A 21,172-nucleotide genomic window follows, 5' to 3' on the forward strand; every position below is an offset into this window, starting at 1 on the left:
GCCGCCAGCATGGATCGTCAGGCCCTTATGCGCAAATCCGCGGTCACGTCGCCGATCCCGGCGATTTCCTCTTCATGCGCCGCGTCGCGCCATGTCTCCTTCAGTCCGGCCTCGTACCATTCGCGCATGGCGGGAAGGGCAAGCAGCCGGTCGCAATAGGCTTTTGCCGCGGGCGAAAGTTCCGCCCCATAGCTCTGGAAACGAAAGGCCACCGGGCAGAAGAAGGCATCGACCGCCGTGAATTTCTGGCCCGCAAGATAAGGCCCGCCGAATTTCGCGAGACCTTCGCTCCACAGCGCATCGATGCGCTTTATATCGGCCGCAAGCCCGGTGTCGCCACCCTTCGGTTTTACGCGAATGCCGACCGACATGGGATATAGATTGCGCAGCGAAGAAAAGCCCGCATGCATTTCGCTCGCCGCCGAACGAGACCAGGCCCTTGCCTGCTTGTCGCTCGCCCAGACGCCCTGGTGTCGCTCCGCCAGATATTCGGCGATCGACAGCGATTCCCAAACCGTCACTCCCTCATCGACAAGGCAGGGTACCTTGCCGGTCGGAGAGAAGGTGGAGAAGGAAACGCCTTCGCCGAAGGGAACGAGTTTTTCATCGAAGGCGATGCCGAGCGTGCGCATCAATACCCACGGCCGCAGCGACCATGAGGAATAGTTCTTGTTGGCAATATAAAGATCGTACATGACGTGCTCCCCGATATGACGCGCATTTCTATAACGGCGGATGGGCCTTGGAATATTGCAAATAATCCATGGCTCCCATAAGCGGCATTGATGGATGGGAAGGTGAGGTCAGGGAAAAAGAGGCGCATCCACGTCACCACCTGGAGATGACGGCGAGACATATGGCGACGCGATTTGCAACCTGCATCCTCGCTCAAGGAGATGAAGGGTGCTCATTTCCTTGAATTCAACCAGCCGCCTCTTTGCCCTTTCCTGCAGCACAACGAAAACATCTGGCATGAATCCGGAACCATCCTTCATGACAAAAGACGCGCCGATCCGCTGGACGATTTCTCTTTACTTCGGCAAAGCCGCATTGTTCCAGAAAGCAAACCGCGATGCTTCAAAGGGAGCGTCATCTTTCCCGATGACGCTCCCACCGAAAAAAAGGCGCCGTCAATTAATGATAACGGCGGATCAGCCCAACCAGCTTGCCCTGGATTTTCACCCGGTCCGGTCCGAAAATACGGGTCTCATAGGCGGGATTGGCCGCTTCCAGAGCGATGGAAGCTCCCTTGCGGCGGAAACGCTTCAGGGTCGCTTCTTCATCATCCACCAGCGCGACGACGATATCGCCCGGATTGGCGGTGTTGCCGTTGCGGATGATGACGGTATCGCCATCAAAAATGCCGGCCTCGATCATCGAGTCGCCCTTGACCTCAAGAGCATAATGTTCGCCCGAACCCAGCATGTCGACCGGCACGGCCACATCGTGGGTGTTGTTCTGGATGGCGGAAATCGGCACGCCGGCGGCGATGCGGCCCATGACCGGCACGGTGACGGCGCCGCCGAGATCATTGGCTGGCGCCTTGGGGGCAGGGGCCGGTTCCGGCGTCTTCGGCTTGCCGAGGCTGCCTTCGATGACGCTGGGCGAAAAGCCGCGCTGCGGCCTCGCACCCGGCGTGTAGGCCTCCGGCAATTTGATCACTTCCAGCGCTCGTGCCCTGTTAGGTAGCCGGCGAATAAAGCCGCGCTCCTCGAGCGCGGTGATGAGCCGGTGGATGCCGGATTTGGAGGCAAGATCGAGTGCGTCCTTCATTTCATCGAAGGAGGGCGGCACGCCGGACTCTTTCATTCTTTCATGAATGAAGAGAAGCAATTCCTGCTGTTTGCGCGTGAGCATGAGGAAAACACCCTTGAGAATCGTCGTTGAAGTCGCGAAACAAATACAGAACGAACACTATATGTTCCATATGTGTTCCGCAATCCCCTAAAATTTCGTGAAGGGTGTATCGCAGATGGTGATTTGATCGTCGAAACCGTGAACAAAGCGGATTTGATTACTTAAGCGAGGTGTCTCGAACGCCAAAACCATCGGCCGGGGAGAATCGGCCGATGGTTTCCGTTGCCATTTTGCTGCGGGCTGAGTGTCAGTAGATCGTGAGCGCAGGAATGAAGCTGACCGCGATGAGAAGCAGCATCGCCATGGTGAAGAACGGCCACAATTCCCTCGTCGTCGCGCCGAGCGGCGCTCTGGCGATGGAGGACGAGATGAAGAGCGTGGTGCCGATCGGTGGCGTATAGAGCCCGATACCGAGATTGATGACCATCATCATGCCGAGCTGCACCCGGTCGAGCCCGATCATATCCGCAAGCGGCACGAAGATCGGTCCGAGAAGCAGGATCGACGGCGGCAGATCGAGCGGCATCCCGATGATCAGCATCAGGATGTTCATCATGAGAATGATCAGGATCGGGTTGGAGATATTCTCCGCCACCCAGGTGGCGAAATGCTGGGGAGCCTGATCGAAGGTGAGGACCCAGCCTACCGCCGCACTGCCCATGATGACCAGCATGACGACGCCGGTTGCCGAGCCCGCCTCGACGAAATTGTCGCAGAAACGTTTCCACGTCAGATCGCGATAAAAGAAGATGCTGAGCACGAGCGAATAGACGACAGAAAGAACGGCGACTTCCGTCGGCGTTGCAAAGCCGAAGCGCAGGCCGAGGATGATCAGGATCGGCAGAAGGATTGCCGGCAGGCTGCGGAATGCAAGGAGCGCCAGATCGCGCTTGCGGATACTTTCGTCACGCACGGCATAGCCCCGCCGCACAGCGATGGCCCAGCAGACGAAGATGAAGCCCACTGCCATGAGCAGGCCCGGCAGAATGCCGGCTATGAACAGATTGGCGATGCTGACACCGCTGACCAGCGAATAGAGGATCATCGGGATCGACGGTGGGATAAGCACGTCGATGACCGCCGAGGTGGCATTGTTGGCCGCACAGAGGGGGGCAGGGTAGCCTTGGCGTTTCTGCCATGGAATGAGCACCGAACCGAGCGCACTCGCATTGGCGACCGCCGAGCCGGAAACGCCGCCGAACACGACCGAAGAAATGACCGTCGTGGAAAGCGGGCCGCCGCGCCAGCGCTGCATGGCCTTGGAGGCGAGTTCCAGAAGCTGGGTTCCGAGTTTGCCGCCGAGCATCAGCGTGCCGGCGAGCATGAAGAACGGCAGCGCCAGCATCGGAAAAGACTGCGTCTGGTCGTAAACCTGCTGCGCCACGATCGAAAGCGGCACGTAACCGTTCCACAGCACGGCGACACCCGCAGAGATGATCAGGGCGTAGCCGACCGGAACCGCAATCATCATGAGAATACAAAATGCAATGATCATCACGATGGTCATAGCGGCATCTCCTCGGTTGCGCCGTGCGGGCGGGCATGCCAGCCGCCGGAGAGAATGCGCAGGCTCGCTGTTGCGGTCGTGACGGAGACCAATGCCGCGCCGAAGGCGATGGAATAATAGCCGATGCTGTTGGGCAGTTGCAGGACGGGGCTGATTTCTGCGCCGGCGATCTCGGCGACGACAAGCGCCTGTTGCGCGAGAATGACGAAGCTTGCGACCGTCACGAGATTGGCAAACAGCAGAACGCCCACCTTGCCGCGTTCGTCGAACTTGTCATAGATCCACTCCACTGCCATATGCGCGCCGTTCTGCGCCGCAAGGGTAATGCCGGCGACGATGAACCATGGAAACAGCATGGTCGGCAGTTCTTCCGCAAAATCCAGACCGCCGGATGTCGATAGATAGCGGACGATGACGTTTGCGGTCATGATGACCGTGAGCAGAATGCCTGACGCCACGATGATGACGCGGCAGAGGATGGCGATGAAACTGTCAACGCGATTGGCGGCGGACAAGGCTCCTTCGAGCATTGGCGCATCTCCTGAAAACTGAAACCGTATGAATGTCGGCGTGAGCGACGCTCCCGCCGATCCTGTCGGTGGACATGAAGGCGAGGTCGGGCGGCACGAGCCGGCCCGGCATCTGATCGTCAGCCCTTGGCAGCTTTTTCAAGCTCAGCGACGAAATCGCCGAAGGGCTTCTGCTTCCATGTCTCCAGCACCTGCGCGGTGGCCTTCGCGAAAGCGGCGTGGTCGATGTCTTCCACCACCTCGATAGCGGCATTGGCCTTGAATGCGGCCAGAGACGCGCTTGCCTTTTCAGCCGAGAGTTTGCGCTGAAGCGCCCCGGCCTCCTTCGCAGCCGCCTTGACCGCCTCAAAATCCTTGCCCAGCCGCCCCTCGGCGAATTTGGACATCAGGAACGGGGTGGATTCCCATTTATGGGCAGTGAGGCTGATATGTTTGTTGACCTCGTAAAGCTTGGAGCTTTCGATGTTGACAAGCGGATTTTCCTGCCCGTCCACCACGCCCTGCTGAAGCGCGATGTAAAGTTCGCCAAAGGCGATCTGAACCGTCGCCGCATCCAGCGCCTTGAAAATATCCATCGTCATCGGGTCGGCGGGCGTGCGGATTTTCAGGCCCGCGACGTCCTGCGGCTTGGTGATGGCGTGTTTGGAGTTGGAAACATGGCGGATGCCGTTGTCCCACCAGTCGAGCGGCACGATGCCGACCTTCTGGAAGCGCGCATCGAGCGATGCGCCGACATCGCCCTCAAGCACCTTGATCGCCTGATCGGCATTGCTGAACAGGAAGGGCAGGCCGAGCGCCGCGAGTTCGGGAACAACGCTCGAAACCGGACCCTGGCTGTTGGCGGTGAAATCCAGCGCCCCGGTGCGCAGGCTGGTCAGCATGGCGGCGTCGCTGCCAAGCGTTTCGGAACCGGCGACGTTGATCGCCACGCGGCCTTCGGTTTTCTCTGCGACGAGTTCCGCGAATTTCGCGGCCGCCAGCGTGCGTGGATTGCCCGGCGCCGCACCATGACCGAGCGTCAGCGTCGTGGCAGCCCGGGCGTTGCGGGACGTCATCAGAACGGCCGGCGCCGCCAGCGCCAGTCCCGTACCGGTCAAAAACATGCGCCTGTTGATGGAAATACTCATTTTTCTCCTCCCTGGATTTAAATACCCTCAGCGTTGTCCGATCATGCGGATAACGCGCTCCACTCCCTAAAAACCGCCGGCTCCCCCCCGGCTGATTCCGCACTATGTTTGAGCTTCAGCCTTTAGACCGAACCGCGCGGTACTTCAAAACTTTCATTCTCCAGCCAGCCTCTGGCGCGCGCCACGATCATCGCCGTCGAGATGCCGTAGCGGTCATGCAGGGTTGGCAGCGCGCCCGCATCCAGAAAGGCATCGGGCAAGGCGATCTGCCGAAGGCGCGGCGCCCGGCCGCTTTTCATCAGCGCCATTGCCACGGCCTCTCCCAGCCCGCCGATTTCGCTGTGGTTTTCCGCCACGATGACCAGGCGATCCGCCCTGTCCACTTCCGCAAAGATCGAGGCGGTATCGAGCGGTTTGATGGTGGGGGAATGCAGTACGGCGCAGCCGACACCCTCCTTCTCGAGCAGGGCAGCCGCTTCGAGAACCCGCATCGTCAATATGCCTGATGATATGAACAGGACCTGCGCACCATCACGGATGAGCTTCGCCTTGCCGAGTTCGAACCGATAGCCATATTCTTCGAGCACAACCGGCACCTGACCGCGCAACAGGCGCATATAAACGGGGCCGTTATAATCCGTAATCGCCGGCACTGCGCCTTCTATGTCTGTCGCGTCGCACGGGTCGATGATCGTCATGTTCGGCAACGCGCGGAAGATCGCCAGATCGTCGGTTGCCTGATGGCTGGGGCCATAACCCGTCGTCAGGCCGGGCAGGGCGCAGACGATCTTCACCGGCAGATTTTCCTCGGCAATCGCCATGGCGATGAAATCATAGGCCCGGCGGGCGGCGAAGACCGCATAGGTGGTTGCGAAGGGCACGAAGCCTTCGCGCGCCAGACCGGCCGCAGTGCTCATCAGGAGCTGCTCGGCCATGCCCATCTGATAAAAGCGCTCGGGAAAGGCTTTGGCGAAAATATGCAGGTCGGTATATTTGCCGAGATCGGCGGTGAGGCCGACAATATCCTTGCGTTTCTTCGCCAGCTGAACAAGAGCGTGACCGAAGGGAGCGGGGCGTGTCGGCTGGCCTTCGGCGGCAATGGAGGCGATCATCGCCGATGTGGTGAGGCGCTTCTGCGGGGCTGCTGCACTCATTGCGGCCGTCCTTCCTCAAGCGCGTCGAGCGCCATTTTCCATTCATGCGCTTCCACGCGAATGAAATGGGTGATTTCGCGGTTTTCGAGAAAGGGTACGCCACGGCCCATCCGGGTATCGAAAATAATGGCGCGTGGCCTGTCATCGGCAAGTGACACGGCGATATCGAAGGCCTCACGAACCTTGTCAATATCATTGCCGTCCACCCGCTGCACGTGCCAGCCGAAGGCCGCGAATTTGGCGTCCACGGGTTCAGAGGACAGCATCTCGCGGGAAGGGCCGTCCGCCTGCTGATTGTTGAAATCCACGAGATTGATGAGATTGCCGAGCCTGTGGTGGGATGCGCCCATGGCTGCCTCCCAGGTCGAGCCTTCCCCCAATTCGCCATCCGACATCAGGTTTATGATGAATCGGTCGGAATTCTTGCGTTTGAGGCCGAGAGCCATGCCGACGGCAATGCCAAGCCCATGGCCGAGCGATCCGCCGGTAATCTCCATGCCCGGCGTATAGGAGGCCATGCCGGACATGGGCAGGCGCGAGCCGTCGCAGCCATAGGTCTCCAGCTCGTCTTCCGGGATGACGCCCGCCTCGATGAGTGCCGCGTAAAGTGCAATCGCATAATGGCCGATGGAGAGCAGAAACCGGTCACGGCCTTCCCAGTGCGGATCGTCCGCCCGGTAACGCATGGTGTGAAACCACGCCACTGCCAGAACATCGGCAATGCCGAGCGCCTGGCCGACATAACCCTGTCCCTGCACCTCACCCATCAACAGGGCGTTGCGCCGGATGCGCCAGGCACGCTCCGCCAGCGATACATTCGCCAGCGCCGCGCCCGTCGCTGTATCCGTGTCTGAATACGCCTGAGCCATGGTTTCCTCCTCCCGGTCAGAAAAATCGAAGCCGGTTTCCCGGCTTCGAAAGGTGGTTCTCAGTGAATGAGCATTCCGCCATTCACATCGACCACCGCGCCGGTGACGTAGGAGGAGAGATCCGACGCAAGGAAAAGATAGATATTGGCGACATCGATGGCGTCGCCGAGACGGTTGAGCGGAATGCCCTTGAGAATGTCGCGGCGCATGTCGTCGGTGAGCTTGCCGCCGGTAATGTCGGTCTGGATCAGGCCGGGGGTGACGGAATTGACGCGAATGCCGTCAGGGCCGAATTCACGGGCCATGGCCTTTGCCAGCCCGAGAACGCCGGCCTTGGCCGCCGAATAATGCGGTCCGCCAAAAATACCGCCGCCGCGCTGTGCGGAGACCGACGACATGCAGGCGATCGAGCCGCCGCCATTGTCGCGCATGTTGGGAATGAAGGCCTGGCTGAAATTCAGCACACCGGTCATGTTGACATCGACGATGCGCTGCCAGTCCGTGGCCGTAATGTCGAGCGTCTTCACCGGCTGGGTAATGCCGGCATTATTGATGAGGATATCGATCTTACCGAAAGCGGCGATGACTTTTTGCGCGGCCGCTTCGCAGGAGGCGCGATCCGCCACATTACCGCCGACGCCGAGATGCTCGCCACCAGCCACTTTTTCAAGCGAGGCCGCGGCTTCGATGCTGCCGGCTTCATCCAGATCCACGATGGCGACGCGGGCGCCGTGGCGGGCGAAAAGTTCCGCCGTGGCGCGGCCGATGCCGCGTTTGCTGGCGGCGCCTGAAATAACCGCGGTCTTTCCATTCAACAACATAAGCAATCCTCCCAAGCCGGACGGGCCGGCTCCATACGCTTGACGGCGGTGCTCCCGACCTGCCGCCGCATCCCGTCCTGCGACGAATGCAGCCTCGATATTGCAGATGGGCAGAGGGCGCTTCAAACGCGAAGTTTACATCATCTCATGAATCTGCTTCAGTAATCGAATGTTGAACGGCATTTCACTCACCTCCATCCGCGCTTTCGAATCCGCCGCCCGGCTTGGCTCTTTCCGCGCCGCTGCCGATGAGCTCAACCTGTCGGCGAGCGCCGTCAGCCACGCCATCGTCAAGCTGGAAAGGGTGCTCGGTACCCCGCTTTTCGAGCGCACGACGCGAACCGTGCGCCTGACGGCGGCGGGGCAGACGCTTCTGACCCATGCATCGAACGCCTTCGAGGAGCTGCGGCAGGGCATCGAGGTGGTTTCTTCCAACCGATCCCATCTTCTGCGCCTGCACTGCGCCCCAAGCTACGCGGCGCAGGTGTTGTCTCCGCGCCTGCCGCAATTTCTGAGCGCCAACCCGGGGATCGAGGTGCGGCTGGCGGCAAGCACCGCCTATGTGCGCTTCGTCGATGGTGAATTCGATGCAGATATCATCTATGGCGAACCGCAGGGAGATGATCTGATTGTCATTCCGCTGGGCAGCGAGCGTGTCACGCCACTGTGTTCGCCGGCGCTTGCGGACGAGATCAGGACGCCCCGCGATTTGAACCGGCAATTGCTTATTCGAAGCGACAACAAACGTCTGCAATGGCCGGACTGGTTCGAGGCCAATGGGCTCGGCAAGCCGCCCATTCAGGCCATGAGTTTCGACCGCAGTTTCCTGGCGATCGATGCCGCCGCAAACGGCATTGGTGTGGCGCTGGAATCGACACGGCTTGCCCATCGCGAGATAAAATCCGGGCGGCTGGTCGCGCCCTTGAGCGGCGCGACGCAGGATCTTCACTATGTCGGCCACTATCTCGCTTTTCCCAAATCCGGCAGCCAGCGCAGGCTGGCAAGACGGTTTGCCGACTGGCTGATCGAAGATCTGCAGGACCCTGCATTTGAATAGGAGTGTGGCCGTTACGTGAATTGAATTCACCGGCGCGTTAATTTTTTCCGCTTGCTCACGAGCGGACCTCTCCGTCATTTTCCGGTCGGAATAATGAGGTTGCAGCGTGATCGGCGTCGTCCCTTCGGCTGCGTCTCAAGGGGAGGATTGCATGAAAGATCGCATCATATCGGCGTCCGGCGCGCCATATGACGGCTATGGGCGCGAGGAGATGCTGGAGAGCATCGCCAGGATCGGTTTTCGCCATGTGGAGCCTGCCTTTATCGTCGGTTATACCGAACCATTCGACGAAAGCGCGTTCCTGCCGGCTGAAATGGCGTCATGGCGCCGCTCGCTGAGCGATGCCGGGCTCGGTTGCCATGCCATGTCGTCGCATATCGATCTTGGACTGGACGATTCCGTTGAAATTTTCACCGGCAGAATGGCCTTTGCGGCGGGAATCGGTGCGAGGGTAATCGCCACCAATGCTGCAGCCCGGCAGCGCGAACAACAGTTCCTGCGCAATATCGAGGTGCTTCTACGCCGTGCCGAGGCCTTCGGCATCGTGATTGGGTTGGAAAATCCCGGCGACGGCAGCGACAACCTTTTCAATATCGCGCAGGAGGGCATCGCGCTCACGCGGCGTTTCGGTTCCCCATGGCTGGGGCTGAATTATGACGCGGCCAATACCGCGTCCCACCGTCCGCAACTTAGGGATTTTGCTGACGACGCGGTGGCGGCGCTGCCTGCCTCGGTCCACGCGCATATCAAGGATGTGAAACGCACGCCGGAAGGCTGGTTTTTCGTGCCGGTGGGCGAGGGCGATATCGATTGCCGCAAGCTGCTCGGTGAGATTGCCAAAAAGCCGGAGATGCCGATCAGCATCGAGTTTCCAGCACGCCTTCACCGTCGCGCGGATGCCCAGCCGGTAAGGCGTATCAGTCCCGCATCGCTTCGGGAAATAGAGCAGGCGCTGACGGCTTCGCTTGACGCGGTCAAAAGAGGATTGGCCGGAGGCGGAGCCGCGAACTCGGCCGCTGTCGCCGGAGCAGCGGCAGGGGCTGGCGCGTAGACGGCATAAAGGAGGAGAGTTATGCAGAGATTTGTGAATAACCCCGATGAGGTGGTCGAGGATACGGTAAAAGGCTTCGTCAAGGCGCATCGCGACATCGTGCGTCTTGCGGAAAATCCGCGTGTCGTCGTTGCCAGGGGCGCACCGGTCGCCGGTAAGGTCGGGGTGGTCACGGGCGGCGGTTCCGGGCATGAGCCGGCCTTTATCGGTTATACCGGCCGCAACATGCTGGATGCCGTCGCCGTCGGCGAATTGTTTTCATCGCCCACGGCCAAGAGCTTTCACGATGCGATCCGCGAGGCCAATGGCGGCAAGGGCGTGATCGTGCTCTACGGCAACTATGCCGGCGACAACATGAATGTGAAAATGGCGACAAAGCTCGCCGCGAAAGACGGCATCGAGATCGCCACCGTCGTCGCCAATGACGATGTGTGTTCCGCCGCCCCCGGCGAGCGTGAGAAACGCCGTGGTGTCGCTGGCGAAATCTTCATGTGGAAGATCGGCGGCGCCAAGGCGGCAAGCGGCGCTTCGCTGGAGGAGGTGCGCGCCACCGCCCAGAAGGCCATCGACAGTTGCCGCTCAATCGGCGTCGGTCTCGGCCCCTGCACCCTGCCGGCGGTCGGTCATCCCAACTTTCAGATCGAACCGGGCACGATGGAAGTGGGCATAGGCCACCATGGCGAACCCGGCGTTCGCGTCGAGAAGCTGAAATCCGCCGCTGACGTGGCGAAGGACATGTGCAAGATCGTTCTCGATGATCACAACCTGCCGGCCGGCAGCGAGGTGGCGGTGCTGGTCTCCGGCCTTGGCGCGACGCCGGTCAATGAACTCTACATCCTCAACGATACGATCGAATCCGAGATTTCGGCGCGTGGCCTGAAAATCCACAAAACCTATGTCGGCAACTATTTCACCTCGCTTGAGATGGTGGGCGCGACTTTGACCGTGATGGCGCTGGATGACGAGCTGAAGCCGCTGCTCGATGTCGAAGCGCTTTGCACCGTTATGCTGTGAGGAGAAAATTCATGCAGTCTTTTCAGAACGCCAAGGCCGGCGACATCGTTCTCTCCATGGCCGAAAGGATCATCGAAAATCGCGCCTATCTCAGCGAGATCGACGGCAAGATCGGCGATGGCGACCATGGTGTGAACATGGCCAAGGGATTTGGTATGGCCGCAGACCGGCTGAGAGGTCAGGACGCCTCGCTCGCTAAGGCGCTCGATACGCTCGGCACGGTCCTGATGACGGAAATCGGCGGTTCCATGGGGCCTCTTTATGGGGTGATGTTTACGGAATTCGCCGAGAAAATCGAAAATGCCGAGCTTATCGATGCGCCGTCCTTCAGCAGAATGCTGCATGCCGGCCTCGAAGGCGTCAGTTCCATCGGTTCCGCGAAGGTGGGCGACAAGACGCTGCTGGATACGCTGGTGCCGGCGGTTAAGGCATTCGACACCGCCACCGCCTCGGGCGCGTCGTTCCACGATGCCGCCGCCGCCCTTGTCGCCGCCGCCGAAACCGGCAGGGATTCGACCATCAATCTCGTGGCGAAGATCGGTCGCGCCAGTCGTCTCGGCGAGCGCTCGCTCGGTGTTCTCGACGCGGGCGCCACCTCCTGCGCGCTCATCTTGCGCAGCCTTGCCGAAGGCGCACAGGCCAGATTGCAATCGTGAAAACAGGACATGGCGGCTGCAGCCCGTCGGGGCTCGCTCGCGACTAACGGGAGATTTGGAAATGAGAATTGTCGCGGGCGCCGACAGCGCCGGAAAACCCCTGCTGGATGCGGTGCTCGCCCATCTTTCCGGCAGGCAAGGGCTGACGGTCGTGGATCGAAGCCAGGACGGATTTTATGCCGATCTGGCCGAAGCCGTGGCCGGCAGTATCATCGCCGGCGAATTCGATCGCGGCCTGCTGTTTTGCGGAACGGGGATAGGCGTCTGCATTTCCGCCAACAAGGTGCCCGGCATCCGCGCCGCCCTGACCCACGACACCTATTCCGCCGAACGGGCGGCGAAATCCAACAATGCCCAGATCATCACCATGGGTGCCCGCGTCATCGGACCGGAACTGGCGAAAGCCATCGTCGACACCTGGCTGGCATCGGATTTCGATCCGAAAGGATCTTCGGCGAAAAACGTGGAGGCGATCAACCGTCTCGATGCATGCCGGTGAGCCATAGGTGCGTGACCGGGCCGGCCGGGCGAAGCTGACTGTTTGCATTGCTGGCGTCATCTGTGCTTTTGTCACGCACAAACCCGCAGCACAGGGGCTCGAAAATGGTGAACCGAAATAGTGTCGATCATCTCGTTTTGCCGGTACAGTCTCTTGCCGTGGCGAAAGACCGCCTTGAGGCTCTCGGCTTCACCGTCGCTCCGGAGGCCCTCCATCCCTTCGGCACGCAGAATGCCTGCATTTTCTTCACGGACGGCACCTATCTGGAACCGCTCGCGATTGCTGACCCGGCTAAATATAATGACTCGGTGAACAGGGGCGACGTGTTCACCGCTAGGGACCGGGCCTTTCGGCAGCGTCATGGCGAGGAGGGTTTTTCGGCCCTGGTGGCAAGAAGCGAAAGCGCCATTGCCGATCACGACAGGTTTTCCGCATCCGGCTTCTCGGCAGGCGATATCTTTGAATTTTCACGGCCCGTGCGGATGCCGGATGGCTCACAGAGTGAGGCGGCATTCCGGCTGGCATTCGCAGCGAGCGGCGCTGCTTCGGATTTCTTTCTGTTCAGCTGCCAGCGATTGCAGGCTTTGCCGAACGACCGGGCGGTGCTGGAGCGCCACGCCAATGGTGCTTCCGGCCTCAGTGAGATCGTTCTGTTTTCCGGCGGCGATCCGAACGCGGTCCGTCTGATCGAAACGGTATTTGCCTGTGAAGAGGAGATGTCTCCAGACGGAGACATTGTTTTTGCGACCGGCAATGCGCGCATCAGGCTGAACCAAAAACCGGCCTTCAGCGAAAGCCTGCTCAATCCTCCGAATGGACTGCACGGCGCAGGCATCGTCTTTTCCGTTGACGATCTTGCCGTGACAGAAGCGGTGCTTACTGCTAATGGCGTCTCCAGCGCAGAAGCGGACGGCCGTCTGGTGGTGTCCGCAGCACCCGGTCAGGGCGTTGCATTCGCCTTCGAGGAAAAATGATGAGCGTTACGAACAATCTCAAAGTCACCGCCGGCGATGGCGCCAGCAAGGTTTCCTTCTCCAACGCCGAGCGTTTTTCGCTGATCGCCGGCCCCTGCCAGATGGAAAGCCGCGAGCATGCCTTCATGATCGCTGGCGTCCTGAAGGAGCTTTGCGACAAGCTGGGGATCGGGCTCGTTTATAAGTCGTCCTTCGACAAGGCGAACCGTACTTCGCTTTCCGGCAAGCGCGGCATCGGCCTTGAGAGCGCAATGCAGGTTTTCGCCGATCTCAAGAAGGAATTCGGCTTTCCTGTTCTGACCGACATTCACACCGAAGAACAATGCGCCATCGTTTCCGAAGTGGTGGATGTGCTGCAGATCCCGGCCTTTCTCAGCCGCCAGACCGATCTTCTCGTCGCCGCCGCGAAAACCGGCCGCGTCATCAATGTCAAGAAGGGCCAGTTCCTCGCCCCCTGGGACATGAAGAATGTGCTTGCCAAGCTGAATGAGAGCGGCAATCCGAATGTGCTTCTGTGCGAACGCGGCGCCTCCTTCGGTTACAACGCGCTTGTTTCCGACATGCGCTCCTTGCCGATCATGGCTTCGCTCGGTGCGCCTGTTGTCTTTGACGCCACGCATTCGGTTCAGCAGCCGGGCGGGCAGGGCGGCTCAACGGGTGGCCAGCGCGAATTCGTCGAGACTCTGGCGCGGGCGGCCGTTGCGGTCGGTGTCGCAGGCCTCTTCATCGAAACCCATGAGGACCCGGACAATGCACCGTCCGATGGCCCCAACATGGTTCATCTGAAGGACATGCCGAAGCTGCTGGAAAAGCTGCTCGCTTTCGACGCCATTACCAAAGCCTGAGGGGCGGGGGCGCTACGGCGGGCACGGTCCGTGCCAATCGATTTTAATGGCGGGCGGGCCGTTTCTGCTGCCCGTCGTCATTGTAATTTCTTCGCCATCGTCTAAGACAGGCGACGGAAAATATCTGTTCCATTCCCAAGGGAGAGACCATGACTGCCATTACCGATATCATCGCGCGCGAAATCCTCGACAGCCGCGGCAACCCGACCGTTGAAGTCGATGTCTATCTCGAAGACGGCTCCATGGGCCGTGCGGCCGTTCCGTCCGGCGCCTCCACCGGCGCGCATGAAGCGGTTGAGCTGCGCGATGGCGGCAAGCGTTATCTCGGCAAGGGCGTGGAAAAGGCGGTAGAAGCCGTCAATACCGAAATCTTCGACGCCATCGGCGGTTTCGATGCTGAAAACCAGATACAGATCGACCAGACGATGATCGCGCTTGACGGCACGCCGAACAAGTCGCGCATCGGCGCCAACGCCATCCTCGGCGTCTCGCTTGCCGTCGCCAAGGCTGCGGCTGAAGCCTCCGGCCTGCCGCTTTACCGTTATGTCGGCGGCCCGAACGCGCATCTGCTGCCGGTTCCGATGATGAACATCATCAATGGCGGCGCCCATGCCGACAACCCTATCGACTTCCAGGAATTCATGATCCTGCCCGTCGGCGCGGAAAACATCCGCGAAGCCGTGCGTATGGGTTCGGAAGTGTTCCACACGCTGAAAAAAGAACTGTCCGCTCAGGGCCACAACACCAATGTCGGTGACGAAGGCGGTTTTGCGCCCGGTCTCGAAAGCGCACCGGCAGCGCTCGATTTCATCATGAAGTCGATCGAAAAGGCTGGCTATCGCCCGGGTGAAGACATGTATGTCGGCCTCGACTGTGCATCGACGGAATTCTTCAAGAACGGCAAATACGTGCTCGAAGGCGAAGGCCGCACGCTGGAATCCGGCGCGATGGCTGAATATCTGGCCGAACTCGTTGCCAAGTATCCGATCATCTCCATCGAAGACGGCATGGCTGAAGACGACTGGGACGGCTGGAAGGCGCTCACCGATCTGATCGGCAACAAGTGCCAGCTGGTCGGCGACGATCTTTTCGTCACCAACTCGGCGCGTCTCCGTGACGGCATCAAGATGGGCGTTGCCAACTCCATCCTCGTCAAGGTCAACCAGATCGGTTCGCTGTCCGAGACGCTGGATGCGGTTGAGACCGCGCACAAGGCCGGTTACACCGCCGTCATGTCGCACCGTTCGGGCGAGACGGAAGATTCGACCATTGCCGATCTCGCCGTTGCCACGAACTGCGGTCAGATCAAGACCGGTTCGCTTGCCCGTTCAGACCGGCTCGCAAAGTACAACCAGCTGATCCGCATCGAGGAAATGCTGGGCCCGCAGGCTGCCTACGCCGGCCGTTCGATCCTGCGCGGCTAATCCGCGTTCGGGTTTGGATACGTGGCCCGCTGTCTGGCGGGCTAAAGTTGGTGAAATACCCGCCAACATATGAGACGTCATCCTCGGGCTCGACCCGAGGATCCACTCCGGTCCGCTTATGGATCCTCGCCTCAAGGGCGAGGATGACTGCAGAGAGGGGCAGGTCCAACGGCAAATCAAGCCCGCCTTCCGGCGGGCTTTTTCATGCCCATTTGCCGATTGGAATTTAAGGTCAACGGATAGTTAAACAATCCGGCTTAGTCTTGAGACTCAAAGGTTATGCGTTTTAAGGCTTCTCTCCGGCATGTGGACCAGACATCATAAAAAAAGACGATTCGGCCGTTTGATCGTTCCGGCCATCACGATCGCTTTTCTTTCCTATTTCGGTTATCATTCCATCCATGGCGACTTCGGCCTGCAGGCGACGGAGCGGCTGGAGCGGCAGCGTATTACCCGGACGGCCGAGCTTGCCAAGCTGACGCAGGCGCGTGTGGCGCTGGAGCGGCAGGTGGAATTGCTGAGCGATGGTTCGCTTGAGCGCGACATGATCGACGAGATTTCCCGCTACCAGCTGAATATGTCCCGCACGGACGAAATCGTCATCATGAACACATATTTCTAATTAACTGAAATCAGGTTAATTTAACATTTTTGATTTATTCACAGCATCTTAGCGTGAATATGTGCCATGCGTTTAAAGCATTGCTGCATGGCATTTTCTTGCATATGGTACGCGCCACTCTATCCATTCAAACGGCAACTCAGGGAGGGATGAATGGCGCCGCGAAAACCAGCGACCGTATCCGGCCGAAAGATAACGGCAAAGGCTGCAACCGAATTCACCGGCAAGAACAGCCCGGACTTCTCGAAGGAAGAAGAGCTTCACGCTTACCGTGAAATGCTGCTCATCCGCCGTTTCGAGGAAAAGGCCGGCCAGCTTTACGGCATGGGCTTCATCGGTGGTTTCTGTCACCTCTATATCGGCCAGGAAGCCGTTGTCGTCGGCATGCAGATGTCGCAGAAGGACGGCGATCAGGTCATCACCGCTTACCGTGACCACGGCCACATGCTGGCGCTCGGCATGAGCGCGCGCGGCGTCATGGCCGAGTTGACCGGACGCAAGGGTGGCCTGTCGAAAGGCAAGGGCGGCTCCATGCACATGTTCTCCAAGGAGAAACATTTCTACGGCGGCCACGGCATCGTCGGCGCGCAGGTGTCGCTCGGAACCGGTCTCGCCTTCGCCAACAAATATCGTGGTAACGACAATGTCTCCGTGACCTATTTCGGCGATGGCGCTGCCAACCAGGGCCAGGTCTACGAGAGCTTCAACATGGCGGCTCTCTGGAAGTTGCCGATCATTTATATCGTCGAGAACAACCGTTATGCCATGGGCACCTCGACCGCCCGCGCCACCGCCCAGTCGAACTACTCGCTGCGCGGCCAGTCCTTCGGCATCCCCGGCATCCAGGTGGATGGCATGGATGTGCGCGCCGTCAAGGCCGCCGCCGACCAGGCGCTGGACCATTGCCGTTCCGGCAAGGGTCCGATCATTCTTGAAATGCTGACTTACCGTTACCGCGGTCACTCCATGTCCGACCCGGCGAAATACCGTTCGAAAGACGAAGTGCAGAAGATGCGCTCCGAACATGACCCGATCGAGCAGGTCAAGGCGCGGCTTCTGGAGCAGGGCTGGGCAAGCGAAGACGAATTGAAGGCCATCGACAAGGATGTCCGCGATATCGTCGCCGACAGCGCCGACTTCGCCCAGAACGACCCAGAGCCGGATGTCTCCGAGCTCTACACCGACATTCTGCTCTGATCGGGAAAGGGAAACCCATGCCTGTAGAAATTCTTATGCCCGCCCTTTCCCCGACCATGGAGGAAGGCACGCTTTCCAAGTGGCTTAAAAAGGAAGGCGACAAGGTCACCTCCGGCGACGTGATCGCCGAGATCGAGACCGACAAGGCGACCATGGAAGTGGAAGCCGTCGACGAAGGCGTCATCGGCAAGCTGCTGATCGACGCCGGCACCGAAGGTGTGAAGGTCAATACGGCTATCGCCGTTCTTCTTCAGGACGGTGAAAGCGCCGACGATATTGCGTCCGCTTCCGCGCCGAAGGCCGAGGCCGCAAATTCCACTTCGGACGCCGCTGGCGGCAAGACCCGCGAAGCCGCCGAAGAGCCGAGCGCCGCCAAGGTTCCGGCCGCCCCGAAAATCGACGTCGCGGCCGATCCGGATATTCCGGCCGGCACGGAAATGGTGATGACGACTGTGCGCGAAGCGCTGCGCGACGCCATGGCGGAAGAAATGCGCGCCGACGAAAAAGTCTTCGTCATGGGTGAGGAAGTTGCCGAATATCAGGGCGCCTACAAGATCACCCAGGGCCTGTTGCAGGAATTCGGCGACCGCCGTGTTATCGACACCCCGATCACCGAGCATGGTTTTGCCGGTATCGGCGTCGGCGCTGCGATGACGGGCCTCAAGCCCATCGTCGAATTCATGACCTTCAACTTCGCCATGCAGGCGATCGACCAGATCGTCAACTCGGCGGCCAAGACGCTTTACATGTCGGGTGGCCAGATGGGCGCTCCGATGGTGTTCCGTGGTCCGTCCGGTGCTGCTGCCCGCGTTGGCGCGCAGCATTCGCAATGTTACGCCGCATGGTACAGCCATATTCCGGGCCTCAAGGTCGTCATGCCCTACACGGCAGCCGACGCCAAGGGTCTGCTGAAAGCAGCTATCCGCGATCCGAACCCGGTCATTTTCCTGGAAAATGAAATTCTCTACGGCCAGAGCTTCGAAGTGCCGAAGCTCGATGATTTCGTGCTGCCGATCGGCAAGGCGCGCATTCACCGCAAGGGCAAGGATGCGACCATCGTTTCCTTCGGCATCGGCATGACCTATGCGATCAAGGCGGTTGCGGAACTCGAAAAGCTCGGCATCGACGTCGAACTGATCGATCTGCGCACCATCCGCCCGATGGATCTGCCCACCGTCATCGAATCGGTCAAGAAGACCGGTCGTCTCGTCACGGTCGAGGAAGGTTTCCCGCAGTCATCGGTCGGTGACTTCATCGCCAACCAGGTCATGCGCGCCGCTTTCGATTATCTCGATGCGCCGATCCTGACGATCGCCGGCAAGGATGTTCCGATGCCTTATGCGGCAAACCTCGAAAAGCTGGCTCTGCCGAACGTCGATGAAGTCGTTCAGGCCGTCAAAACCGTCTGCTACAAGTAAGGGGAGGCGTTTCGATGCCGATAAACATCACCATGCCTGCCCTTTCTCCGACGATGGAAGAGGGCAATCTGGCCAAGTGGCTGGTCAAGGAAGGCGACAAGGTCGCACCCGGTGACGTGATTGCCGAGATCGAGACCGACAAGGCGACCATGGAAGTGGAAGCCGTCGACGAGGGCACCGTTGCCAAGCTGGTCGTTCCGGCCGGCACCGAAGCCGTCAAGGTCAATGCCCTGATCGCGATCCTCGCCGCCGATGGCGAGGATGTGGCCGAGGCGGCAAAGGGCGGCGCTGCCGTTTCCGCCAAGGCGGAAGCTCCGAAGCAGGAAGCCGCCAAGGCCGAAGCGCCGGAGGAAGAAGCTGCACCGGCCAAGGCTGAAAAGCCGGCGGCCGATCAGGCAGCGGCACCTTCCACGCCGGCTCCGGTTGCAAAGTCCGGCGAGCGCATCTTCGCTTCGCCGCTTGCCCGCCGTCTCGCCAAGGAAGCCGGTCTCGACCTTTCGGCCGTGTCCGGTTCCGGCCCGCATGGCCGCATCGTCAAGACCGACGTGGAAAAAGCTGTCGCTTCCGGCGGTGCAAAGGCTGCTCCGGCCGCCGCTGCATCGCCAAGTGCACCGGCTCCGGCACTCGCCAAGGGTCAGTCGGACGAAGCGGTTCTCAAGCTGTTCGAACCGGGTTCCTACGAGCTGGTGCCGCATGACGGCATGCGCAAGGTCATCGCCAAGCGCCTGGTCGAATCCAAGCAGACGGTTCCGCACTTCTACGTCTCCGTGGATTGCGAACTGGATACGCTTCTGGCGCTGCGCGCCCAGCTCAACGCGGCTGCTCCCGAAAAGGACGGCAAGCCGGTCTACAAGCTGTCGGTCAACGACATGGTCATCAAGGCGCTGGCCCTTGCGCTGCGCGACGTGCCTGACGCCAACGTCTCGTGGACGGAAAGCGCCATGGTCAAGCACAAGCATTCGGATGTCGGCGTCGCCGTTTCCATTCCGGGTGGCCTGATCACGCCGATCATCCGCAAGGCGGAAGAGAAGTCGCTCTCCACCATCTCCAACGAGATGAAGGACTACGGCAAGCGCGCGAAAGAGCGCAAGCTGAAGCCCGAGGAATATCAGGGCGGCACGACCGCCGTGTCCAACATGGGCATGATGGGCGTGAAAAGCTTCTCCGCCGTCATCAACCCGCCGCATGCCACCATTCTGGCGGTCGGCGCGGGCGAGCAACGCGCTGTCGTGAAGAATGGCGAGATCAAGATCGCCAATGTCATGACGGTCACGCTTTCCACCGACCACCGCTGCGTCGATGGCGCGCTCGGAGCCGAACTGATCGGCGCCTTCAAGCGCTACATCGAAAACCCGATGGGCATGCTGGTTTAATCGGAGAGTGAGATGACAGCTGAAGAGCAAACGAAAGAAGCTAGGGTGTCGCTGAAGCGTGCTTTTGCTATTTCGGTCTCTTCAGCTTTCTGGGCGCTATTAGGCGGGCTGACGGCATTTTTTGCCGTTGCGTTCGCCGTCACGCCCGGCGCTGGCGAAGAGCCAATCGTGGATCAGGGCTTCTTCCTTGTGTGCGTAAATCTCGTTCCTTTAGCCATGGTGATCGCGGGGGCGTCTTTAGTCGCACTCCTGTTTCAGGATCCCGGAAAGGCCATGGCTGTGGCGACGGTGGTGCTGATTTCGGTTGTTGCAGGTGGATTGGCGTATTTGTTTTGGCGATATGCCGATTTGTCTTCGAGATACGACCAGATCTATGCTTTCGGTGCATTTGTACCAGGCGTAGTGGCGATCTTGATCAACTGGATCGGTATCAATCATCGACTTAAAGGGCCAATCAATTTGGGTAAACTCGGAAATCCGGCATGAAATCAGTTCTTTGCTTTGGCGATTCCCTCACTTGGGGTTCAAATGCGGAAACGGGTGGCCGGCACAGCCATGACGATCTTTGGCCGAGCGTCTTGCAGAAGGCGCTCGGTTCCGACGTGCATGTGATTCACGAAGGTCTTGGCGGCCGCACCACTGCTTATGACGATCTGACGGCCGATTGCGACCGCAATGGCGCGCGGCTTTTGCCGACGCTGCTGCACAGCCACGCGCCGCTTGATCTCGTCATCATCATGCTCGGCACCAATGACATGAAACCGTCGATCCATGGATCGGCCATCGTCGCCATGAAGGGTATCGAGCGGTTGGTGAAACTCACGCGCAACCATGTCTGGCAGGTGCCGGATTGGGAAGCGCCTGACGTGCTGATCGTCGCGCCGCCGCAGCTTTGCGAAACGGCGAACCCCGTGATGGGCGCGCTCTTTCGCGATGCGATCGATGAATCGGCGATGTTGGCTTCGGTCTACCGGGACCTTGCCGACGAACTCGATTGTGGCTTTTTCGATGCCGGGTCCGTCGCCCGCACGACGCCGGTGGATGGCGTCCATCTCGATGCTGAAAACACGCGGGCCATCGGGCGCGGGCTGGAACCCGTCGTCCGCATGATGCTCGGACTTTGACAACAATTCTCGTTTCGGAACGGTTTACCGTCATCCGAACAAGACAAGGCAGG

Annotated in this window: 22 protein-coding genes; 14 read left to right on the forward strand and 8 right to left on the reverse strand. The window is 60.0% G+C overall.

Features of this window, described 5'->3' with window-relative positions:
* Positions 1-17: 17 nt before the first annotated feature.
* From ACIQUH_RS02680 to ACIQUH_RS02715, 8 genes are all read right to left on the reverse strand, one after another.
* Positions 18-695 carry a glutathione S-transferase family protein gene (locus tag ACIQUH_RS02680; protein WP_400812359.1) on the reverse strand — a complete coding sequence of 226 codons (678 nt, stop codon included), beginning with the start codon at positions 693-695 and terminating at the stop codon, positions 18-20.
* 439 nt (positions 696-1,134) lie between these two features.
* Positions 1,135-1,857, reverse strand: coding sequence for a transcriptional repressor LexA (lexA, locus tag ACIQUH_RS02685; RefSeq protein WP_003521385.1), 723 nt, complete (start codon positions 1,855-1,857; stop codon positions 1,135-1,137).
* 247 nt (positions 1,858-2,104) lie between these two features.
* Positions 2,105-3,364, reverse strand: coding sequence for a TRAP transporter large permease subunit (locus ACIQUH_RS02690; protein ID WP_174056728.1), 1,260 nt, complete (start codon positions 3,362-3,364; stop codon positions 2,105-2,107).
* Positions 3,361-3,894 carry a TRAP transporter small permease gene (locus ACIQUH_RS02695; RefSeq protein ID WP_400812361.1) on the reverse strand — a complete coding sequence of 178 codons (534 nt, stop codon included), beginning with the start codon at positions 3,892-3,894 and terminating at the stop codon, positions 3,361-3,363. The genes ACIQUH_RS02690 and ACIQUH_RS02695 overlap by 4 nt, the downstream gene beginning before the upstream one ends.
* Before the next feature lie 119 nt (positions 3,895-4,013).
* Complete coding sequence (locus ACIQUH_RS02700; protein ID WP_400812363.1) at positions 4,014-5,021, reverse strand: TRAP transporter substrate-binding protein; 1,008 nt, start codon at positions 5,019-5,021, stop codon at positions 4,014-4,016.
* Between the two features lie 122 nt (positions 5,022-5,143).
* Entirely contained in the window at positions 5,144-6,175 is a 1,032-nt protein-coding gene (locus tag ACIQUH_RS02705) for a transketolase family protein (protein ID WP_400812365.1), read from the reverse strand.
* Positions 6,172-7,044 (reverse strand): transketolase, encoded by an 873-nt coding sequence (locus ACIQUH_RS02710; protein WP_400812367.1) that lies wholly within the window; start codon positions 7,042-7,044, stop codon positions 6,172-6,174. The genes ACIQUH_RS02705 and ACIQUH_RS02710 overlap by 4 nt, the downstream gene beginning before the upstream one ends.
* 59 nt (positions 7,045-7,103) lie before the next feature.
* Complete coding sequence (locus ACIQUH_RS02715; RefSeq protein ID WP_400812369.1) at positions 7,104-7,865, reverse strand: SDR family NAD(P)-dependent oxidoreductase; 762 nt, start codon at positions 7,863-7,865, stop codon at positions 7,104-7,106.
* A 169-nt stretch (positions 7,866-8,034) separates the two neighbouring features.
* On the opposite strand from ACIQUH_RS02715, the gene ACIQUH_RS02720 reads away from it, so the two are divergent.
* From ACIQUH_RS02720 to ACIQUH_RS02785, 14 genes are all read left to right on the forward strand, one after another.
* The gene (locus ACIQUH_RS02720; protein WP_400812371.1) at positions 8,035-8,922 is read left to right on the forward strand and encodes a LysR substrate-binding domain-containing protein; all 888 of its coding nucleotides are present in this window, start codon (positions 8,035-8,037) and stop codon (positions 8,920-8,922) included.
* 151 nt (positions 8,923-9,073) lie between these two features.
* A complete protein-coding gene (locus tag ACIQUH_RS02725) occupies positions 9,074-9,973 on the forward strand; it encodes a sugar phosphate isomerase/epimerase family protein (protein WP_400812373.1) in 900 nt (299 codons plus the stop codon).
* A 21-nt stretch (positions 9,974-9,994) separates the two neighbouring features.
* Positions 9,995-10,987 (forward strand): dihydroxyacetone kinase subunit DhaK, encoded by a 993-nt coding sequence (locus ACIQUH_RS02730; protein WP_400812375.1) that lies wholly within the window; start codon positions 9,995-9,997, stop codon positions 10,985-10,987.
* A gap of 11 nt (positions 10,988-10,998) precedes the next feature.
* Entirely contained in the window at positions 10,999-11,643 is a 645-nt protein-coding gene (gene dhaL, locus ACIQUH_RS02735) for a dihydroxyacetone kinase subunit DhaL (protein WP_400812377.1), read from the forward strand.
* A 61-nt stretch (positions 11,644-11,704) separates the two neighbouring features.
* Complete coding sequence (locus ACIQUH_RS02740) at positions 11,705-12,142, forward strand: RpiB/LacA/LacB family sugar-phosphate isomerase (protein ID WP_003521371.1); 438 nt, start codon at positions 11,705-11,707, stop codon at positions 12,140-12,142.
* Between the two features lie 104 nt (positions 12,143-12,246).
* Entirely contained in the window at positions 12,247-13,116 is an 870-nt protein-coding gene (locus tag ACIQUH_RS02745) for a VOC family protein (RefSeq protein WP_400812379.1), read from the forward strand.
* Positions 13,116-13,961: a 3-deoxy-8-phosphooctulonate synthase gene (kdsA, locus tag ACIQUH_RS02750; protein ID WP_400812381.1), complete on the forward strand. Its 846-nt coding sequence runs from the start codon at positions 13,116-13,118 to the stop codon at positions 13,959-13,961. Before ACIQUH_RS02745 ends, kdsA begins: the two co-directional genes overlap by 1 nt.
* 149 nt (positions 13,962-14,110) lie before the next feature.
* Positions 14,111-15,385: a phosphopyruvate hydratase gene (gene eno, locus ACIQUH_RS02755; protein ID WP_065115527.1), complete on the forward strand. Its 1,275-nt coding sequence runs from the start codon at positions 14,111-14,113 to the stop codon at positions 15,383-15,385.
* A gap of 304 nt (positions 15,386-15,689) precedes the next feature.
* Positions 15,690-16,007, forward strand: a complete 318-nt coding sequence (locus ACIQUH_RS02760; protein WP_004441601.1) for a septum formation initiator family protein — start codon at positions 15,690-15,692, stop codon at positions 16,005-16,007.
* A gap of 153 nt (positions 16,008-16,160) precedes the next feature.
* Positions 16,161-17,204 carry a pyruvate dehydrogenase (acetyl-transferring) E1 component subunit alpha gene (gene pdhA / locus ACIQUH_RS02765; RefSeq protein WP_400812384.1) on the forward strand — a complete coding sequence of 348 codons (1,044 nt, stop codon included), beginning with the start codon at positions 16,161-16,163 and terminating at the stop codon, positions 17,202-17,204.
* A 17-nt stretch (positions 17,205-17,221) separates the two neighbouring features.
* The gene (locus ACIQUH_RS02770; protein WP_400812385.1) at positions 17,222-18,622 is read left to right on the forward strand and encodes a pyruvate dehydrogenase complex E1 component subunit beta; all 1,401 of its coding nucleotides are present in this window, start codon (positions 17,222-17,224) and stop codon (positions 18,620-18,622) included.
* Between the two features lie 14 nt (positions 18,623-18,636).
* Positions 18,637-19,995, forward strand: coding sequence for a pyruvate dehydrogenase complex dihydrolipoamide acetyltransferase (locus ACIQUH_RS02775; protein ID WP_400812386.1), 1,359 nt, complete (start codon positions 18,637-18,639; stop codon positions 19,993-19,995).
* A 12-nt stretch (positions 19,996-20,007) separates the two neighbouring features.
* Positions 20,008-20,481, forward strand: coding sequence for a hypothetical protein (locus ACIQUH_RS02780; RefSeq protein WP_400812388.1), 474 nt, complete (start codon positions 20,008-20,010; stop codon positions 20,479-20,481).
* Entirely contained in the window at positions 20,478-21,119 is a 642-nt protein-coding gene (locus ACIQUH_RS02785) for an SGNH/GDSL hydrolase family protein (protein WP_400812390.1), read from the forward strand. Before ACIQUH_RS02780 ends, ACIQUH_RS02785 begins: the two co-directional genes overlap by 4 nt.
* Positions 21,120-21,172 lie beyond the last annotated feature (53 nt).

Source organism: Agrobacterium sp. NPDC090283 (assembly GCF_044769685.1).
Lineage (GTDB): Bacteria > Pseudomonadota > Alphaproteobacteria > Rhizobiales > Rhizobiaceae > Agrobacterium.

What these genes read in the sequence shown, in the direction of transcription:
- ACIQUH_RS02680 (WP_400812359.1), bottom strand. Translation starts at nt 695, where the DNA reads ATGTACGATCTTTATATTGCCAACAAGAACTATTCCTCATGGTCGCTG.
- lexA (WP_003521385.1), bottom strand. Translation starts at nt 1,857, where the DNA reads ATGCTCACGCGCAAACAGCAGGAATTGCTTCTCTTCATTCATGAAAGA.
- ACIQUH_RS02690 (WP_174056728.1), bottom strand. Translation starts at nt 3,364, where the DNA reads ATGACCATCGTGATGATCATTGCATTTTGTATTCTCATGATGATTGCG.
- ACIQUH_RS02695 (WP_400812361.1), bottom strand. Translation starts at nt 3,894, where the DNA reads ATGCTCGAAGGAGCCTTGTCCGCCGCCAATCGCGTTGACAGTTTCATC.
- ACIQUH_RS02700 (WP_400812363.1), bottom strand. Translation starts at nt 5,021, where the DNA reads ATGAGTATTTCCATCAACAGGCGCATGTTTTTGACCGGTACGGGACTG.
- ACIQUH_RS02705 (WP_400812365.1), bottom strand. Translation starts at nt 6,175, where the DNA reads ATGAGTGCAGCAGCCCCGCAGAAGCGCCTCACCACATCGGCGATGATC.
- ACIQUH_RS02710 (WP_400812367.1), bottom strand. Translation starts at nt 7,044, where the DNA reads ATGGCTCAGGCGTATTCAGACACGGATACAGCGACGGGCGCGGCGCTG.
- ACIQUH_RS02715 (WP_400812369.1), bottom strand. Translation starts at nt 7,865, where the DNA reads ATGTTGTTGAATGGAAAGACCGCGGTTATTTCAGGCGCCGCCAGCAAA.
- ACIQUH_RS02720 (WP_400812371.1), top strand. Translation starts at nt 8,035, where the DNA reads ATGTTGAACGGCATTTCACTCACCTCCATCCGCGCTTTCGAATCCGCC.
- ACIQUH_RS02725 (WP_400812373.1), top strand. Translation starts at nt 9,074, where the DNA reads ATGAAAGATCGCATCATATCGGCGTCCGGCGCGCCATATGACGGCTAT.
- ACIQUH_RS02730 (WP_400812375.1), top strand. Translation starts at nt 9,995, where the DNA reads ATGCAGAGATTTGTGAATAACCCCGATGAGGTGGTCGAGGATACGGTA.
- dhaL (WP_400812377.1), top strand. Translation starts at nt 10,999, where the DNA reads ATGCAGTCTTTTCAGAACGCCAAGGCCGGCGACATCGTTCTCTCCATG.
- ACIQUH_RS02740 (WP_003521371.1), top strand. Translation starts at nt 11,705, where the DNA reads ATGAGAATTGTCGCGGGCGCCGACAGCGCCGGAAAACCCCTGCTGGAT.
- ACIQUH_RS02745 (WP_400812379.1), top strand. Translation starts at nt 12,247, where the DNA reads ATGGTGAACCGAAATAGTGTCGATCATCTCGTTTTGCCGGTACAGTCT.
- kdsA (WP_400812381.1), top strand. Translation starts at nt 13,116, where the DNA reads ATGAGCGTTACGAACAATCTCAAAGTCACCGCCGGCGATGGCGCCAGC.
- eno (WP_065115527.1), top strand. Translation starts at nt 14,111, where the DNA reads ATGACTGCCATTACCGATATCATCGCGCGCGAAATCCTCGACAGCCGC.
- ACIQUH_RS02760 (WP_004441601.1), top strand. Translation starts at nt 15,690, where the DNA reads ATGTGGACCAGACATCATAAAAAAAGACGATTCGGCCGTTTGATCGTT.
- pdhA (WP_400812384.1), top strand. Translation starts at nt 16,161, where the DNA reads ATGGCGCCGCGAAAACCAGCGACCGTATCCGGCCGAAAGATAACGGCA.
- ACIQUH_RS02770 (WP_400812385.1), top strand. Translation starts at nt 17,222, where the DNA reads ATGCCTGTAGAAATTCTTATGCCCGCCCTTTCCCCGACCATGGAGGAA.
- ACIQUH_RS02775 (WP_400812386.1), top strand. Translation starts at nt 18,637, where the DNA reads ATGCCGATAAACATCACCATGCCTGCCCTTTCTCCGACGATGGAAGAG.
- ACIQUH_RS02780 (WP_400812388.1), top strand. Translation starts at nt 20,008, where the DNA reads ATGACAGCTGAAGAGCAAACGAAAGAAGCTAGGGTGTCGCTGAAGCGT.
- ACIQUH_RS02785 (WP_400812390.1), top strand. Translation starts at nt 20,478, where the DNA reads ATGAAATCAGTTCTTTGCTTTGGCGATTCCCTCACTTGGGGTTCAAAT.